Source organism: Lysinibacillus sp. NPDC094177 (assembly GCF_050279145.1).
Taxonomy (GTDB): Bacteria; Bacillota; Bacilli; order Bacillales_A; family Planococcaceae; genus Lysinibacillus.
The window spans coordinates 19,407-35,277 of record NZ_JBNNTW010000019.1; the positions used below are offsets into that span (position 1 = coordinate 19,407).

Annotated in this window: 10 protein-coding genes and 1 pseudogene; 1 reads left to right on the forward strand and 10 read right to left on the reverse strand. The window is 36.9% G+C overall.

All coding sequences use genetic code 11. The features are described from left to right. Position 1: 1 nt before the first annotated feature. From ACQKNC_RS20620 to ACQKNC_RS20650, 7 genes and pseudogenes are all read right to left on the reverse strand, one after another. On the reverse strand, positions 2-454 hold the full coding sequence (locus tag ACQKNC_RS20620; protein WP_427426597.1) for a hypothetical protein: 453 nt from the start codon (positions 452-454) through the stop codon (positions 2-4). Between the two features lie 700 nt (positions 455-1,154). Beyond that, positions 1,155-1,526: pseudogene (locus tag ACQKNC_RS20625) on the reverse strand (hydantoinase/oxoprolinase family protein); the annotation flags it as partial. Positions 1,527-1,864: 338 nt separating this feature from the next. Next, the gene (locus ACQKNC_RS20630) at positions 1,865-2,770 is read right to left on the reverse strand and encodes a hypothetical protein (protein ID WP_427426598.1); all 906 of its coding nucleotides are present in this window, start codon (positions 2,768-2,770) and stop codon (positions 1,865-1,867) included. A gap of 199 nt (positions 2,771-2,969) precedes the next feature. Then, on the reverse strand, positions 2,970-3,728 hold the full coding sequence (locus ACQKNC_RS20635) for an ABC transporter ATP-binding protein (protein WP_427426599.1): 759 nt from the start codon (positions 3,726-3,728) through the stop codon (positions 2,970-2,972). A gap of 3 nt (positions 3,729-3,731) precedes the next feature. After that, on the reverse strand, positions 3,732-6,050 hold the full coding sequence (locus ACQKNC_RS20640; RefSeq protein ID WP_427426600.1) for an ABC transporter permease: 2,319 nt from the start codon (positions 6,048-6,050) through the stop codon (positions 3,732-3,734). Beyond that, a complete protein-coding gene (locus ACQKNC_RS20645) occupies positions 6,035-7,345 on the reverse strand; it encodes an MFS transporter (protein WP_427426601.1) in 1,311 nt (436 codons plus the stop codon). The genes ACQKNC_RS20640 and ACQKNC_RS20645 overlap by 16 nt, the downstream gene beginning before the upstream one ends. Continuing rightward, a complete protein-coding gene (locus ACQKNC_RS20650) occupies positions 7,326-7,976 on the reverse strand; it encodes a TetR/AcrR family transcriptional regulator (protein WP_427426602.1) in 651 nt (216 codons plus the stop codon). Before ACQKNC_RS20650 ends, ACQKNC_RS20645 begins: the two co-directional genes overlap by 20 nt. Positions 7,977-8,222: 246 nt before the next feature. Here ACQKNC_RS20650 and ACQKNC_RS20655 point away from each other — a divergent pair, with 246 nt between their 5' ends. Beyond that, positions 8,223-9,086, forward strand: coding sequence for a pentapeptide repeat-containing protein (locus ACQKNC_RS20655; protein ID WP_427426603.1), 864 nt, complete (start codon positions 8,223-8,225; stop codon positions 9,084-9,086). 350 nt (positions 9,087-9,436) lie between these two features. Here the strand turns inward: ACQKNC_RS20655 and ACQKNC_RS20660 are convergent, their stop codons facing one another. The 3 genes from ACQKNC_RS20660 to ACQKNC_RS20670 form a co-directional block, all read right to left on the reverse strand. Next, on the reverse strand, positions 9,437-9,655 hold the full coding sequence (locus tag ACQKNC_RS20660; RefSeq protein WP_427426604.1) for a hypothetical protein: 219 nt from the start codon (positions 9,653-9,655) through the stop codon (positions 9,437-9,439). A 121-nt stretch (positions 9,656-9,776) separates the two neighbouring features. Then, entirely contained in the window at positions 9,777-9,962 is a 186-nt protein-coding gene (locus tag ACQKNC_RS20665) for a hypothetical protein (RefSeq protein WP_427426605.1), read from the reverse strand. Between the two features lie 176 nt (positions 9,963-10,138). Continuing rightward, positions 10,139-14,611: an endonuclease gene (locus ACQKNC_RS20670; protein WP_427426606.1), complete on the reverse strand. Its 4,473-nt coding sequence runs from the start codon at positions 14,609-14,611 to the stop codon at positions 10,139-10,141. Positions 14,612-15,871: the final 1,260 nt, after the last annotated feature.

The following is a 15,871-nucleotide window of genomic DNA, read 5'->3' on the forward strand; positions in this document are numbered from 1 at the left end:
ATTAAAACGAAACTTGTGTTTGGGCTGTTTCCCAATCACTACTTTTATATTTTTTAATTTGATGATATCCAAAGAAAGTAGTTTTCTCAGTTAAAGCTACTAGCTTGGGTGTAGATACCTTATTAGTATTTGATAAAGTGTGCCATCCTGATGTGCTAGTGCTTGTACCATTATTGTTACTATCAATTTTGGCTTTAACTGTCACAGCTGTACCACTATTTACAATAGTAGAAGCAATTGCTCTAGGCTTTAAACCGAGAGGATTATTCCCTTCAAGATGCCCTTTTCCAGATGATGCTCTGACACTTAAACCCTCAGCTGTTAAAAAAGAATCATCAGATAATGTAATTTCAGGTCCTTCAACAGAATCTTTAACTGGTTCCGAAAGATCTTCAGAAGCCACTGGGGAAGTTAATAAACTAAAACTCAAAATAGAAGATGCGATAATAGACATTGTAATTTCCTACCTTTCTTTTAAGAGATTTATATATACTTTTGTTAATCAGAAATTGAGTTTCCAAGTTACATTTACAGACGTAGTATTTGTACTTGGAGTCCCTAATGCAATGTAATATTCTTATTTACAGTAATATTAGGACGCTTCAGTTTCATTTACTTTATCCATATTTTGTGTTCTTTTCTACTTGGATATAGTTCCTAATTTGGAATTTTAGCATGGTATTACCACCTTCTTTACTTTTCCCGAGTATGCTTGTAGCTTATCATTAGCTTTAAATGTTTTAAAATCAAATTTTGTTGAAAATGGTACAAAAATTGAAAAAATTCAGAATTTCAATAGGTATGCTAGTAGCATAACGTTAGCTATAAGTTTTTCAAAATCAAGTTTTGTTGAGAATAGCAAAAAAATTGATAAAAATCAGAAAATTAATATTTACTTCCGAAAAAGTGAAATTTCCTTTGAATTTACTACTCAAAAAGTAATAAATATTTTTAGCAATTTTGTTTCCGTCTATGTTTTTTCGGTTTATACGATTTTGTACAAGATGCACCCTAAAGCAGTCACAAAAATAACTAGTTATTTTATAAAAAAGGCAGTAACGACAAGAATTTGTTCCTCGCCGTTACTGCCTATTTTTTCAAATATTGTCATTGATATTACTGGAAATCTTCTAACACAGTGAAAAAAGCCACATCTAACCCATTTTCCCTACTACTTTAACTTTTAATCTTGTCGCATTTTCAGGGTGATAAGCAAGGGGTGTTTCTTCTACTTCCACTAATTCAATCGTCTCAGAAAGGGCTTCAGCTAATACAGCTTGTTTTACTGCTTTTTTTTGAGCATCTTTCAGCGAAATTTCACGTGGCTCCCTAGAATAAATATAAATTTGTTCATATTGACCACTAATTTGAGCAATATAGGCACCAATCGCATTTGCCGCAGTCCCATTTTCAAACTTAACAATATTGGCAACTAATACAAGCTGAACAACTTCTGATGAAGTTTTCATTTTATCAATGGCTTGCTCAATTAACGATGATATTTCCGCTTGAACTTCTTTCGCAAACGCCTCATGAGACCGTACGATGAAGATTATTTTTTCCAGTTAATACTTCTGCCCCTCTAAATGATGGTAATTGTAGTAAATCTTTTACCGTTACCCCATTTTCCTTCACCACTACTTCTTATTATATTTTTTATGTACTATCAGGTGTGTTTGCCATAGAGTTAACAAGCATTGCTAAAAATATGGCACCGTATTCTTATAAAGAAAAATACCACATTCTCCGTTTTAGAAGAAGAGATAGGTAATATATCCGGTGTCATCGGCTATAACTGCAAACACTAATCTCAAATAATTACTAACAACTTACTTTGAATCACACCTTACCGTTCTACAATAAATTATTCCTTAGTGAAAAATTTAGGGTCAATTTGATCAATAACTGAAGTAGCAGTATAAAATGATCCTATTTTCCTTTTGTCATCATATGTTAATTCCGTTTGACTATTTTTAATAAAAACTACCCAATCATTTTCTATCTCACTAATGTTCTTTCCGTATATTTCCTCTATTTTTTTAGCCAAGTCCTCTTCGTTGTATAGTTGTTCAAACTTTTCTAATCCATAAGTATCAATTAAATAAGTAATAAAAGAGGCTGAATGGTTATAGCTCATCCATTGAAGGGTGTAATCTTTTTGATTTTTAAGGGCTGGGCGAAAATAGGAATCGGCTTGATTCAGATCTATCAACTTGCTAATTGGTATGAATTTGTTTGAATCGATATAATACTTCAAAAGCTTATGGGAATATGACTCATTTTTCCCATACTTATCTTCCATATAAGTAGCAAAACCCTCTTGCGTAAAATAGCCTCTGCTTTTATCAAAATTGTTGCCATAACCAACTACGGAATGTGTCAGTTCATGGACAAGTGGATATTGGTCTTCCTTAATATCATATAGTTGAAGTTCCGATCTCAAACCCCATGATACTTCATTTCCTTCATTGAGAAATACATTTATTCTCTCGGATGGAACATATGCAGTATGAATTGAATTCTGAATTTCCTCATATGCCTTAAGAAGTTCTTCTTTTATTGATTCTACTTTTTCTTGTGGAACCTTTATTTTATTAATAATCTCAAAGGTAATTTTCCCATCCGGTGTAGCAACAATATTTTCATCATTTTCCCCTTTAGGAACAACTGAATCCTGAGTACATGCTGTTAATAAGAATATGAATATAAATATAAAGAAGAAGCTTCTAAACTTAAACATATTACCTCCTGAAAAATCAATATTTTCCATTTAATACGGATTCCAAATCGAAAAGTTTCATTTTTCAAGTATTCAAAAAAAAATAATTGAAAAAATTTTATTATATAAATAAAAGCAAAGGATTGTTTATATACCAATTCCCCTGCTTTTCTCTATAACCAATCATTTAACTCGGTACGTAACTACTCTAGAAATATCTTACATTTTCCATAATGAGATTCACAACAATTTATATTCCTATTTCCCACATTTTCTCCGTTACTTTCTCAATTCTTCCATCAATATCGGTACCGTCAAACTTCGGAAGTTTTTGCTCACTGACAATTTTCCCATCGCGCATAAACATCACACGCTCCGTCCGCGCCGCTACCTTTGCATCGTGAGTGACAAGCATAATCGCAGTACCGCCCGCGTTAATTTCGGAAAAAATGTCCATGATTTCCTGCGCAGATTTTGTGTTAAGTGCACCCGTAGGCTCATCACCAAAAATGATTTTCGGGTTGTTCAAAAGTGCTCGACAGATCCCTGCACGCTGAAGCTGACCTCCCGAAACTTGTGTAATGTCGCGCAATTCAAGCTCCGCAATACCTACTCTCTTCATAAGCTCTCTTGCCTTCTCCGAAATTTTTGCAACGTTTTTTCTGTTATCGCGCATTGATGGAAGAATAATATTATCAAGGATATTTAGATTTTTGAGCATCGTTGGTTGCTGAAATACAAAGCCCATTTTAGTTCTACGTATGTCTGAAAGTTCAACCTCTCCAACTGCCGATAAATCACTACCATCAAAAGTAACCCTCCCACCATCAACGCTGTCCATGCCGCTCAATGCAAACATGAGCGTTGATTTACCTGAGCCCGAGGGTCCCATAATTGCAACAAACTCACCCTCGTTTATTTCAACGGATGCTCCGTCGAGAACATTGCACTTTTCATCGCCCTCGCCGAAAGATTTTACAATGTCTTCACCTATAATAATCTTCTTCATAAGCTACTCCTTTATATTTTCGGATATTTTTATTTTCTCCGCGCCGGTTGTGCCAATTATTGTTGTGATCAGTACCGAACACACCATTATTAAAGGACAAAGAACGTACGCAGAAAGTGGATTGACCGAAAAACTAAACGACGACGCGCCAAATGAGGTGATAACTGCGCCTGCAAGTGCCTCTCCAAGTGAGTTTGCTAGAAGAGTTCCAAGAACAATTCCGATAATTGATACGAATACTGCTCGCGTAGCAAACTGTATCGTAATATCCGAGTTTGTAAAACCTATTGCTTTCATGACAGCAATAGAATTTCTGTCCTTTGCGACAAGCATTTTCATAAACAACAGTGTTACTAGTACCGTTATTACGAGTGCTATGACAATTGCAGCAATGGAGGCCTTGCCGACCGATTTTATGGTCGAGCCGAATGTTTGAGTTACAAATTCATCAATATTGGAAATCTTTACGAAAGTAAATCTATCTGCATATTCAGAGACTTTTTCATCAATAAGAGATTTATCGGAAAGCTTCGCGCAAATAACGCTCCACATTATATTTTCCGAAGAGTCGGTAAAAGCTGCCTTTGCCGTTTTTCCGCCGTTAGTAATGTCGGAATAAATGCCACTTACCGTTAGCTTTATGTCCTTCCCCTTCATCACGACTGTAATGACATCGCCGACCTTTTTGCCCATTTCATCAGCGTTCAAAGCCGAAAGTGCAATTTCGTTTTCTGCTGCGGGTGCTCTGCCCTTGGTATATTCAATAGGGAATATCGAGTGGTCTCCGAGTTCGATTTTAATATTTTCTTCCGAACCGTCTTCCGTTTTTGTTTTGAATTTCTTAGTTGTAAGGATTGTATATTTTGTAATGGAATTATCGTTGTTCATAGATTTTAATACTTCAGCAGATTTTCGGGATATATGATCCGTTTGCTGAATATCAATACGAATATCGTAGTTTCCAATACCCATATATTTAATGAAGCTTGTTGAGGAAATCGTGTTGTAAAGGTTTTGTGGAACAATAATGATAAATGCTGAAATGACAAGTACTGCAAGCATTGTAGCGTATAGTCTTTTCCTTGTGAGAACATCTTTGATTCCAAGGAAAATATTCGTGTTAAACAGCTTATTTCTATTCAGGCTAAAACGCTTTGCGACTGCGTTTTTTTCCTGTGATGTACCAAAGCGTATTGCTTCTGCAGCAGATATTTTCCGAAAGCGTCTTAGCACTCCGCTTACATAGGCAATTATTGTGAGGAATACAAGCAGTATGCCGATAATTCCTAATGCCGCAGCAAAAGAAGAGTTTTCACTTTCTCCCAAATAAAGTCGGATATTTTCAAGAAGCAGGCCTTTGAAAAGCACCGAAAGTGCAAAACCAAGAATACTACCTACCGCCGTGATAGCTGTGTACTTCGCAAGGTAAATTTTTTTAATGTCGGAAAGACGCAGTCCTATCGCCTTCATAACACCAATTTCACGGTAATCGTCCTCAATTTTCGCAAGAAGTGTAAAGCGTATGCACATAAATGCGATTGCAACGACAAGAACACTTATCAAAAGTATAACCGCTATCATCATCCCATCGGAAATTGCGTTAAGTGTTTTGAAAAGTGGATATGTAATGGTCGGTCCGTTCGCTTCAAGGCCTGCGGAGCTATAAGCAGTTTCAAATTCACCAAGCGCCGATAAATCCTTCAATCTAAACTCAATCAAATACTCCATACTTCCATGGCTTTTAATTTCCGCATAATCATTTTCACTAATAAGAAATCTTTTTGAAGAAGACAGCATAGAATTCATCTGTGAATCCCGGAGGAATCCCGCTACAGTTAATTCCTTTCCGCCTATTATTGCTTTATCACCAACCTTTATGGCGGCGTCCTTCATATAATTTATCGGAACATAAAGCTCGCCATCAGATACGTTTATGATGTTTCCGTCAAGATCAAGAAGATAATCAAATTTCTCACTCTGTATGCTAAAACCATTGTCTTGAACATTATTCGCAAGTGATTGTTCACCTAAAATAATTTGACCGTTATCCACATTGAGAAACTCAAGTACTTGAAATTCATCGACGTTGCTGTTTTGCTCCGCGAAATTCGCAAGCCTTACGGTATCAATATCCCCCGAGTGCATTTGCATAAAATGCGGAGTTTTAGCCTGATTCATAAGGGAATCTATCGCACCAGAAAGATTGACAATAAGTATCGCCGATAGAGAAACAAGCATTGCCGCAGCGGCGACAAATATCGTTGTTGTTAGCGTTATTAGTTTGCTTTTAGAAAGGTCATTACGGATTAATCTAAAATACATAAGTCACCTCTGTTTTCAAGCTTTTTAACTGATTTTAAGTTGAACAAAATTAATGAAGTAACACTTAATAAAATTCCAGCGGTTATGATGAGTAAGCCCGTTCCTCTGCCTTGACCTGTACCGGTAATCTTCCCTACGCTGTCAGCAAGCAATCCTCCGTCAACTAACAAAGGAGTGAACACATAATCAGCAAGTAAACCCGAAAGCGCATAGGCGGCAACAAATCCAAGCTGTGAAATTACCCCTATAAGTGACCATGCTCTGCCCTGAACGGCATTATCAATGTTGGTACGAACAAGAAAATCCATAGTTGAGTTTGCAAATGGCATCATGGCAAAAAAGAAAAAACCCGAAATACAGATAAGAACTATATTTTCGCGAAGTCCGAATATCGCCATAAATATTCCTTCAAAAAACAGCGAAAACGAAAGAATTTTCACATACCCTTTTTTGATTGGAAGAAATCCGATGATCAAACTGGATACGAGCATCCCTGTAGCGACAACGGTTTCCATCGTTCCTATTACGGAGCTGTTCGTAAAAGTAAGCAACATCGGAATGGAAAGTGTTTCAATAATTCCAAGATAAAATGTTAGCACAGATGTCATGATTACAAGAACGAGCACACCTCGATTTTCAGAAACTGCACGCCAACCATCTTTGAACTCATGGAAAAATGATTGTGTCTGTTCGTATTTCTTTGAAATAAGACCTCTACGTACTGCCAGAGCTGAAGTAACTGTTACAAAAAATGTACAGATGTCGATTACAAGCAGAAGTTTTATATCCGAAACAGCGAGTAAAAATCCTGCAATGATAGGGGAAATCAAATATTTTGCAGAACCTGCCACCTGGACAAAACCACTTGCCTTTGTATATTGTTCCTCGGTCAGTAAATCTGTAACAGTTGCCTTGTATGCGGGATCAAGTAGCGATGAAAACACCGAGCTTATTGTAACCCCCACACAAATCTGCCATAGTTGTGCTTCTCCACTAAGCATACAAATTAGAATATATACAAGTCCTATCGCAGAAAGACTATCGCCTAACACCATTAAAAGTCTTCGGTCATAACGATCCGCAAACACTCCTGCCACAGGGCTTAATAGAAGCGAAGGCATAAACGCAAGTAAAACTACAAGTGTCGTTGCCGATGCTTTCCCCGTCTGCTGGAAAACATAAATCGATAACCCAAACGCTGTAAGCCCGCTTCCTATGGCCGAAATCAGTTGTCCCGACCATAACAGAAGAAATTTTCTAAAAAAACCTCCAGAATCAACCATCGTTGTTTCCATTTGCTTCACCCCCACTGCCAAACATCTTCATCATGTACATAAGACTTCCACTTTGGACACCTAGTAGTCTTTCTACGTTGAATACAAAAGCTGGTATACGTGAAGCGCGTTCTTCATCTGTCATATCAACCATATCATCATCAAAAACGGTATTCGTATAGGCCACAATCATTTCCATACATTCATACGGATACGGCGTACTGAAAAGCCCTTGCTCAATTCCCTCACGGATTATTTCCGTCAGTATCGGGGGAAGGCCATTAATGATAACCTTTTGTATTTTCTGATGCATAAGCGCATTTTGAGGCTTATGTATATGATCAATAATTTCCTTACTATTTCCATCACTTATGTTTAGAGCCATTACAACACGGATAATACGCTCATTGACTGGTATGCTCTTATTTGCCGCAATTTCCTTTGCAGTACCTAAAATTTGGGCATTATACCTTTCAATTAGCGCGTCCATAATATCTTCCTTCGACTTGAAGTGATAATACAACGTCCCACGTGCAATTCCGACCTTTTCGAGAATATCGTTAGTACTTGTGCCATCAAAGCCCTTCTGACTGAAAAGTTCATCAGCTACATCAAGTATTTCGTTTCTGCGTTCCATCGCATCTTTTCTCATTTTTATTCCTCCTAATAGACCGACTGTCTGTCTATAAAAATCATAGCATTTTACAATAAATTGTCAATACAATGTTTAAATTTTGTAAAAAACTTTCAAATTATTCATCCGAAGTTTTTATCCCTATTCCTTTCCAACATATATCGGGTTCGGCTCAGAATTCTTCCATCTAAAAAATATCCTTTCACACATAATAAGTGATAGAATTATATGTAAAAGTTTATGTTTTAAGAGAGGAAAACCATGATGTCTGAAGTAAAAAAAGCCGATTATACAATGGGAAAAAAGATACGTGAAAGTTTACAGGCAGATTGCCAAAGCTGTTTTGGTCTATGCTGCACTGCTTTAAATATTGCTGCTTCTAGCGACTTTGCCATTAATAAAGCAGCCGGGACACCTTGTCCTAATCTACAATCAGATTTTAGCTGTCAAATTCATAGTAAACTTAGAAATCAAGGCTTTAAAGGATGTACAGTTTTTGATTGTTTAGGAGCTGGACAAAAGGTGTCACAAACAACATTCCACGGACAAGACTGGCGACAATATCCTGAAACTTCTGAGAAAATGTTTCGTGTCTTCCCTATTATGGAACAACTTTACGAAATGATCGCCTACGTAGCAGAGGCTTTATCGTATAAGGTCGATTCATCCCTATTTAACAAGCTACAAATACAATTAGAACAGCTACAGCGTGCAACAGAGCTAGAAGCTGATGCTTTACTAGCAATAAATATTCCAAATTTCCGACTACCAGTGAATGTTTTACTATTAGAAACAAGTGAGCAAATTCGCAAAAGTCTTATCGTAAAGATTGGAAAAAACTCTCGAAAGTATGACAATCGTGGGGTCGATTGGATTGGGAAGGATTTAAAAGGCAAGGATTTGAAAGCAACTGATCTTCGAGGATCTTATTTAATAGCTGCCAATCTACAAAATGCAGATTTAAGAGGTGTGGATTTTATAGGTGCGGATCTACGTGATGCAAATCTACGAGGCGCCGACCTTTCTAGCAGTATGTTTTTAACCCAAATGCAAATTAATTCAGCACAAGGTAATCATCAAACAAAACTACCCTCCCACCTGAAACGTCCGTCTCATTGGGTCGACTAACTTGAAGAAGGGCAGATGAAAATGAAATCATCTGTCCTTCAGACTTTATACAAGCTCTACTATTTGTAATAAAGTTTGATTAAGACCACAGACGTATTCAAAGTAGCTGTAGCTTTTGTGAGCGTTGATTCATTCATAACAACAGTTTTGACTGTTCAGTAAGATGCAATGCCACATCTGAAGCTGTAGAAGCACTCCTGTAAGTGAAAAACATAACAAAAGGACTTACGTGTATGAGTTGTAATACGCACAAGTCCTCTAGATTGTTAAAAATTTATTATTATTTCGGAAATTGAATCTTTCAAATTGCACATGATGTTTATAAAATCCTGATTTCAGTAAAGCTACATTTATAGAAAATTATTAATTACAAATGCATTCAGAACCCAACCAAGAATTGAAATGATAATAATACTCCAAGCATTTTTCTTACGCTGTATTACACCTACAATGCCCATAATCACCCCTAATAACGGTGAAAATAGAATACCGATAATATACGCAAAAATATTGTAGGTTTTATAACTGTAGATTTCGTTACTTTCATTACCGTATTTGTCACTATCCATCTTTATTCCCCCATCTTGCCTTTTTCTTAACTAACCGAATAATCTTTCTAATCAATATTCCTCGGCATAATTGTGACGATAAATCTAAACAGATCCAACTTTGGGTTAACACCTTAGCAAGTTATTCCTTCTTCCATTTATAGGGGATAATTGCCCAATCGTAAAATATATTAAAAAGGAAAAATAAAATTGAAATTCCAATAATTTCTCCCCATTGAATGTCATCACGAAATAACCATTGAAATGTAATAAACAGTATGAAAAAAATAAGCGAAAATTGTATATTTTTCTTTATAATATTTACCATATTAATCCTCCCTATACAATAATACTCTATTTCTACTTATAGAAGAACCCCCCCACCGTTAGTTTAATTCCGAATCGTTATGCTCACGATTCATTGCAAAATATAATTGCAAACGCCACTTCAAATTAAACCTTGAAGTGGCGTTTGAGTACTCTTCTATAGATATATTTATTAACTTACCAAATCTTCTCCACCCATTCAGGATGATCTATAAACGGATTTCGATTTCCTTGAATTTCGTAAATTCTTTCATTTCTTCGTTTTTCATATTCATCTACAGGATCTTGCTTGTGCCATTGTAAAAGAACAGAAAGTTTACCGTGGTAAGGAGCTGTTCCATTATTAACTTTGTCATTTAATTCAAGATCCACCTTATCTCCAGCTTCATAGCGAGTGGCCATATATAATAGTATACGTGCTACATCACCTTTTACGCGATTAGGTGGTTCGAATGAATCTGAATCTTTCAAGCAACCATTACAGCCAGCCACTGGACTGCCACCATTGTCAAAGTCTAAATTTCCTCTTGAGCTATTAACTTGTACATCGGTTGGGCGTAAGTGGTGGATATCTGTTCCGGGTCCATTGCTTGTCCCAAAGTTACCATGTGACTTTGCCCACGTATGCTCTCGGTTCCAGTTCCCTACATTACCACCACTGTTTGTTTTTGGACTAGATTTACCAGAGTAAAATAAAATGACATTACTCGGATTAGAAGGATCTTCATCTGTATACTTCAATGCATCCCAAACATCATCATAAGAAAGTACCTTTTGTTCAGAAATGATATCATGAAGAGCCTTTTTAAGCGCTTGACCTTCCTTGTTATAGGCACCTGTATAATAATCATTAGCAATCACTGTAACACTAAAACTTGTAGTGACACTTTTCTTTCCATCAGATGCTGTAACGCCAACAATATGACTACCCTCATCTAAATTGAGTGTTAGAACCTTTCCATTGATAGTGCCTTTTGTAGCCGTAAATGAAAGTTCATCACCATCAGGATCGGAAAAATGATTTGTTAAATCAATTTTAATTTCTTCTCCTACAGCTACAGTTTTGTTTGAAATCGGATTTTGAATTATTGGTTGATTGTTTTCTGCAGGCACAGATGGATCCACAATGGGTTTCCCCTTCGAATCTGTAAATTTAATTTGCTCAGGAGCTGCACCCTTTGTATATATGATCGATTTTAAATCTAAATTTTCAGCGCCTCTTATTTCACTTACTTTTGCACCTTCAATTGTGAGTGATTTCACGGTAGTGCCTTTAAGGTCAATAATCATCCCTGCTTTCGCTGGGCTAAGAATAACATCAGTCATCTTAAAGCCTTCTCCATGTAGCTCCGCATAGGCACCTTTAAGGAACACACCTTTTGGAATAACAGATTGAGCGTCTAGATGTACTGCTACACTAGGTTTATTTATTGTCAATTTGTTCTTTTTGAAGTTCTTATAGTCATATACTATTTCAGGCTGAATCGGTTCAACAGTTGGTTTATTAACATCTATTTGAACCATTACAGGATCATGGTCACTTGCACGGCCAGCCATGTCCGTAAAATCTGCATTAATATGAAGAATATCAACATCCGTTTTCTCTGCCAGATTGTTTGACACTAAAATATGGTCTAATACTTGTGAGTTCCCCTGAAATACATATGTGTAACGATCAGAAGCATCCACTTTATTAATCATATTTGTCATTAATTGACCTTCATGGATTTTAAGCGAATCCGCAAATTGATAATCATTAAAATCACCTAAAGAAACTATGTTTGCATCTGGATTTTTTGATTTAACGTCCCCAACAAAATTAGAAATAATGTTGGCAATTTTTTTACGTTGCACTTCACTTCTATACTGTGGAGGCTGAACCGCACCAAATAAAGGCGTATCTCCAGTTTTAGAATTCCAATGATTTGCGATCACAATTACATCTTCCCCTTGGAATTCAAATTGTGCAGCTAAAGGTTTTCGGCTACTATTAAACGCTTCGTTGTTTGGATCAATTCGCCCAGGGTTCAGTGTTAAGTTCCCATCTTGATAACCAACAGCTGTTGTGGCATCTCCTGCTGGCATACCTTCCTTCAACTTCACTCGCTCTGGATTATAAAGGAAGCCAACTCGAATATTCGCATCTGGTGCTCCACCGTCTTGATTGTTAATTGGATCGATATTAACATATTGATACTCGACGCCACCTACACCTTTAATAGCGTCAATTAATCTTTTGTAACTTTGGTCCGCTTTGGAATCTCCAGCTGATGGCCCGTTATTATCCTGCACCTCTGTAACACCAACAATATCAGGGCTGCCCATATCAATACCAATTGCTCTTGCTAGTTTTTTCGCTTTATCATCAGTAGTAGAAGTTTTGTTATTAGAGAAGTTCTCCAAATTATACGAGGCAATTGTTAACTTATCTTCTGCCTTTACTATTTTTGTTCTCTCTGGTGATGTATTTCCTTTTTCATATGCTGCCTTCATTTCATCTAAAGAAGTATAGATTTTAAAGTTTTGATAGGAATAACCTACGATTCCCGTAATTGGACCTTTAAATTTATCACCTGTAGCAACCTCAAAATCCCGTGCAGCTCCATTCGGTTCTAATCGGAATTGAACTCTGTTTGGATTTGCATTATCTTTCTCATACAATACCCCACCGTGAATGGTGTTTGTTGGTTCATCCTCAAGTACCGTTACTAAATCTCCATGCTCCTGTGGCGCTACCGCTTTCACGTTGCCAACTTCTACTCTCATACCTTCGATACTTTCCCAAAAATCAATAGCGTCGATTGTTGGATTAAAAATGCCAAGCTGATCACTGTCGATTTTACTAAAAGACATTTTTAACTTATCAATATTAATTGCTTTTGGTAATGCTACACTACTTTTAAGTACTTCTACTTTCCCATTTTGATCGTTACGCACATTAATTTGTGTAGTTTTTAAATCTGTTTGCTGCCTGTCATCATAGCCATCGTAAGCATATTCGCTTACTTTACCTTTAACAGATACTAAATCTCCTACCTTTACTGGCCATGGTTTATTTCCACTGTACAGAAAAATTCCTTCAGAAGTATTTGGATCATTATCAACTAATTCATCTGGCGTTTGAATCGTATAATACCAATTATTATTTAACGTAAATGAATAAGTTACGATTCCTTCAATTCCTTCAACTGTCTTACCATCGAATGTTGAAGCATGCCCTGCACCTTGAATATCATGAATTTGTAATTTATCTGCAATGGTATAATCAAATGTAGTTATTTCACTGTATGTGCCATCTTTAGCTTTAACTATTGTTTTTAAAGTAGTATTTTTGCTAATCTCAATTGGTGTCTCATATTTAATACTATTATCAGTTGGTTCCGTGCCATCTACTGTGTAATATATTTCTGCATTTGCCGTCGATGTTGTTAATGTAACTGTTGTTTTCCCAACAAACGTCCCACTTCCAGGAGATGCGATAGCAGGTTTTAGTGCTGAACTATCCTCTACGATATCTTCTTTTGATCGAGGAATGACTTGATAATCTTTATCGAACTGTTGAACAATACCAGTGATAGATTCATAGTTTTTACCGACAGTTAATCCCAGCGTATTTGTTTCATCCCGTACGAGAAAATTCGTTCCGTCATTTGCAGTAAAGTTTGCCCATCCAGCCCCTTGTTGAACATCAGTAAGAGTAACATTATTCACTGTTACTAGCTGAGATTCGCTATCCTCGTTTACTTGAGATCCTGTTACTGCCTTTGGAGAAGGTACACCGGCATTTTCAACTTTTTCAACGATTGTAGCACCATCTAATTGTAGTAACCCTCGATAGTCCGCTAACTTTCCTTTTAAAGTAACTTCATCTCCGACAGACATAGCTAGACTAGTAGGTCTTACGGCAATACCACCTGTATCGTCTTGGACCGAGAACGTATTTTTTAAGCCTGCTGCAACTCTACCTTTGATAGTTACCGTTTCACCTACACCTTTATTCCGAGCATCTCCAATTGAAAGAAATGCCGGTACTTCGGGGTCAACAGGCTCACCTGAATCGTTATCCATTACGTGTTGGCCTAAATTGGAGAAATCATCTACTGAAAATGAATTCCATTCTGAAGCTGAATTAAATGGATCATTAATAATTGTATCGCCCGTCAAGACTGAAGCCTTTCTTACTAAAGTTACATCTTTAGCAAAATCTGCTGAAGAACCAACTTGTCCAATGGAATCGACTATTTCACCAGATTTCCTTAATACGACTGGATCATTTCCATTGAAATTAATAACAGTTATGTTTTCTAGATTTCCTTTTACTTTAATATTTGGATTTGCATCTTTATGGTATAAAACATAGGTAGCCCCATTTTCTAGAGTACCTGTCAGACTCACTTTATTCTTCGCGGTTGCTTCTCCGTTCGTATGAAGCTCTAGCGTATAATTACTTAGATCAACCGCTGTGCCTGTACCATTATATATTTCAATTGCTTTATTAAAGGAACTTCCTTCAATATACTCTGAAATGATTAAATCCTTTGCAAGTGTTTCAGCATTTACAGTGATGGGTGCTATTGGTGCGGCAATACTTGCGACTAAAGTTGTTGCTAAAAAGGTATTTAACGGCTTCTTCCAATTCTTCTTTGACATCTAGTCAATTCTCCTTTCAATTTTAAGAATGATAGTTTTTATCAATTATGCACTGGCATAATTGCGTTCGGAATCGGGAATTGTGCGCCCTTAATGAAATCAACTAAGGCTTGGTGTCCTTCTGTTGTTTATTGGCTATAACCTCCTTAACTGCTGTCACCTTTCTAGCAATATTGTTTAAATTCGCGCCTGTGTGTCGTTTGAATGCATTAACGACAAAGTAAATCTATCTTTGCTATTTAACCTTATAGCCACTCTCTAACTTGGCTTTCAATTGGGACTATACCGTACAGACGACTTTCATCGAATACGGCATGTCGTAAATAGTCGAACTATCCAAAACATATTTCCCCAATACATATTTATGTAACCATATTATTATTAATTCACTATTTTTATAGTATTTATATTATGTTAATGAATTGTAATAATAGAAAAACACATCTACTATAGGGAATTTAATGATTTATAACATAATTTTAACATATAAACAAAATTTGACACTCACCCGATTTACCTAACTATAAAAGAACAGGCTAATTACATTTACGTCAAAAAAAATAGTCTCTTAACCATTTATGGTCAAGAGACTATTTCTTTCTTACTGCTACTTTATACTTTCCTAAACCAAAAAAGGTTTTAAAAATGTTAAAGTGCTATATCAGGAGATTGCTACGTACATTTTGGAAATTTTACATTTACCTGCTTCATCCACTTTTAAATTCAGAGCTTCTTTTAGATTATTAATTACTCAAGATAAGTGATTATGAGACCCTACAGCGCAGCGGTTGTTTTCTGTGCCAAAGCTGAGTGTTAACGCAGCGGCAGCGGCAATGTTTTATCTGCGCGAAAGCGGAGTGTTAACGAAGTGGCAGCGGCAATGTTTTCTGCGCGAAAGCGGCGTGTTAACGAAGCGGCAGCGGCAATGTTTTCTGCGCGAAAGCGGAGTGTTAACGCAGCGGCAGCGGCAATGTTTTATCTGCGCGAAAGCGGAGTGTTAACGCAGCGTCAGCGGCAATGTTTTATCTGCGCGAAAGCGGAGTGTTAACGCAGCGGCAGCGGCAATGTTTTATCTGCGCGAAAGCGGAGTGTTAACGCAGCGTCAGCGGCAATGTTTTCTGCGCGAAAGCGGCGTGTTAACGCAGCGTCAGCGGCAATGTTTTATCTGCGCGAAAGCGGCGTGTTAACGCAGCGTCAGCGGCAATGTTTTATCTGCGCGAAAGCGGCGTGTTAACGCAGCGTCAGCGGCAATGTTTTATC

Coding starts and splice junctions, on each gene's coding strand:
- ACQKNC_RS20620 (WP_427426597.1), bottom strand. CDS start 454: ATGTCTATTATCGCATCTTCTATTTTGAGTTTTAGTTTATTAACTTCC.
- ACQKNC_RS20630 (WP_427426598.1), bottom strand. CDS start 2,770: ATGGAAAATATTGATTTTTCAGGAGGTAATATGTTTAAGTTTAGAAGC.
- ACQKNC_RS20635 (WP_427426599.1), bottom strand. CDS start 3,728: ATGAAGAAGATTATTATAGGTGAAGACATTGTAAAATCTTTCGGCGAG.
- ACQKNC_RS20640 (WP_427426600.1), bottom strand. CDS start 6,050: ATGTATTTTAGATTAATCCGTAATGACCTTTCTAAAAGCAAACTAATA.
- ACQKNC_RS20645 (WP_427426601.1), bottom strand. CDS start 7,345: ATGGAAACAACGATGGTTGATTCTGGAGGTTTTTTTAGAAAATTTCTT.
- ACQKNC_RS20650 (WP_427426602.1), bottom strand. CDS start 7,976: ATGAGAAAAGATGCGATGGAACGCAGAAACGAAATACTTGATGTAGCT.
- ACQKNC_RS20655 (WP_427426603.1), top strand. CDS start 8,223: ATGTCTGAAGTAAAAAAAGCCGATTATACAATGGGAAAAAAGATACGT.
- ACQKNC_RS20660 (WP_427426604.1), bottom strand. CDS start 9,655: ATGGATAGTGACAAATACGGTAATGAAAGTAACGAAATCTACAGTTAT.
- ACQKNC_RS20665 (WP_427426605.1), bottom strand. CDS start 9,962: ATGGTAAATATTATAAAGAAAAATATACAATTTTCGCTTATTTTTTTC.
- ACQKNC_RS20670 (WP_427426606.1), bottom strand. CDS start 14,611: ATGTCAAAGAAGAATTGGAAGAAGCCGTTAAATACCTTTTTAGCAACA.